Here is a 1,930-nt window from a genome sequence, read left to right as displayed (position 1 = left end):
AGAAGAAGCCGAATTAATCGCTAAACAGCAGATTCCCGTGATTTGGGATCGAGATATCGCCAAGGATCCGGATTGGATCGAAAAAGCGATCGCCAAAATTACCACCGAGAAGGTATTTTTAACCATAGACGTGGATGGCATCGATCCGGCTTTAATTCCGGGGGTGGGAACCCCGGAACCGGGGGGGTTAAGTTGGCATCAAACCCTAGGCTTTCTCCGTCGTCTTTTCCAAACCCATCAAGTGATTGGCTGCGATGTGATGGAATTGGCCCCGATTAGTGATTCGGTGGTCTCGGAATTTACCACTGCCAAGTTAATTTATAAGTTAATTGGCTATCAATTTACTGCCTAGGGGCTTGCCTAATTAGAAGCAATCGTGTTATGATAACAATTCGTGCGGACGTATAGCTCAGTTGGTTAGAGTACATCGTTGACATCGATGGGGTCACTGGTTCGAATCCAGTTACGTCCATAAGGTATAATCTTGATTTCTAATGATAGGATGAACGATCGAAGCTCTCCAGAGAAACCCTATGACTAGCTTACTGCGCGACTTTTGGTATGTGGCCACACCGGCAAATAAACTTAAACCCGGTCAGCTAATGGCCAAAAAAATGCTAGGTGAACCGATTGTTGTCGGTAGGAGAGAGGATGGAGAAGTGTTCGCATTGCGGGATATTTGCCCCCATCGTGGCATTCCGCTGCACCATGGCTGGATTGAGGGAGATGGGGTGTACTGTTGCTATCATGGCTGGAAATTTAACACTAGCGATGGCGTTTGTTCTGAGATCCCCTCATTAACTGAACACGATCGCCTTGATATTAGCAGAATTTGTGTCACCAGTTATCCCTGTCGTGAAATACAAGGTCATATCTGGGTGTTTATTCCGGCAGACTCAAAAAGAGAAATTAATCAAGAAAATCTGCCTCCTGTGCCGACTATTAGCGCTTTTGGCAAACTTACCCCCAAAGTAGCCGAAACTATCACTTTTGATTGCAATATTGACCATGCAGTGGTGGGATTGATGGATCCGGCCCACGGTCCCTACGTTCATACTTCTTGGTGGTGGCGCAGCGGTCCGCGCCAATTTCGGGTCAAGGAAAAACAATACGAACCTGTTCCCCTCGGTTTTCGTCTTGCTCCCTATGATATGCCTGTAAGTGCGAAACCCTATAAAATTTTGGGTAATAAAGTATCGATTGAAATTGTTTTTGAATTGCCCTCGGTGCGTACAGAAATACTACGAGGTGATCGCCATTTGGCCTGTGCTTTTACGGCAATTACTCCCATCGATGAAAATCACTGCGAAGTCCATCAAAGTTTATACTATACGATTCCTTGGTTGGCATTTTTAACCCCTCTTTTGCGTTATTTAACCCTACAATTCCTCAAACAGGATCGCGATGTGGTGATTAAACAACAGGAGGGACTTAGTTATCATCCAGCTTTGATGTTAATTGATGATGCCGATACCCAGGCCAAATGGTATTATCGCCTCAAGCAGGAATACGAAAAATCTCAAGCAGAAAAACGGGATTTTGTCAACCCCATTAAAGCACAAATTTTACGGTGGCGCAGTTAGAATTCGATGATTTTATGACTGGACTTCCCCTTTGACAAAAGGTGATAACCTCTGCTTTAGGAGGGATTAAGAGAATTTCTGATGTCCTCTTACTGGGTGCAAATCGGGGAAACCTTTCATAAATCTAAGGCTTTCTCTAAGTCTAATCATTGTCCTAAACTAGGACTACAAGTCTCGCCATTAAATCCTCTTGCTGTGGCTAATTTTGATAATATCATCGGGTAATTTTGAGAGGTTGCCAAGGGTTCTTTTTTTTGACTTGATCTCCTTTTTAGCAAATATGATCCATCCCTGTCTATTAAGAAATATTACCATCAACAGGGGTACGTTAAGAAAAGTTAACGGGT

Annotated in this window: 3 protein-coding genes and 1 tRNA gene; all 4 read left to right on the top strand. The window is 43.8% G+C overall.

Translation table 11 applies throughout. From position 1 onward, the window contains the following. On the top strand, positions 1-352 hold a 352-nt coding region (locus tag MICAI_RS16125), incomplete at its 5' end, for an arginase family protein (RefSeq protein WP_039900332.1). Positions 353-398: 46 nt separating this feature from the next. Beyond that, positions 399-472 (top strand) — tRNA-Val (locus MICAI_RS16120). A 61-nt stretch (positions 473-533) separates the two neighbouring features. Beyond that, positions 534-1,583 (top strand): aromatic ring-hydroxylating oxygenase subunit alpha, encoded by a 1,050-nt coding sequence (locus tag MICAI_RS16115; RefSeq protein ID WP_002780451.1) that lies wholly within the window; start codon positions 534-536, stop codon positions 1,581-1,583. Positions 1,584-1,664: 81 nt separating this feature from the next. Then, positions 1,665-1,808, top strand: coding sequence for a hypothetical protein (locus MICAI_RS25970; RefSeq protein WP_008204374.1), 144 nt, complete (start codon positions 1,665-1,667; stop codon positions 1,806-1,808). Positions 1,809-1,930: the final 122 nt, after the last annotated feature.

Source organism: Microcystis sp. T1-4, from assembly GCF_000297435.1.
In the GTDB taxonomy this organism is placed as follows: domain Bacteria; phylum Cyanobacteriota; class Cyanobacteriia; order Cyanobacteriales; family Microcystaceae; genus Microcystis.
Note: the sequence above shows the minus strand (reverse complement) of the source record. Positions and strands in the feature narration are given on the sequence as shown.

What these genes read in the sequence shown, in the direction of transcription:
- MICAI_RS16115 (WP_002780451.1), top strand. Translation starts at nt 534, where the DNA reads ATGACTAGCTTACTGCGCGACTTTTGGTATGTGGCCACACCGGCAAAT.
- MICAI_RS25970 (WP_008204374.1), top strand. Translation starts at nt 1,665, where the DNA reads ATGTCCTCTTACTGGGTGCAAATCGGGGAAACCTTTCATAAATCTAAG.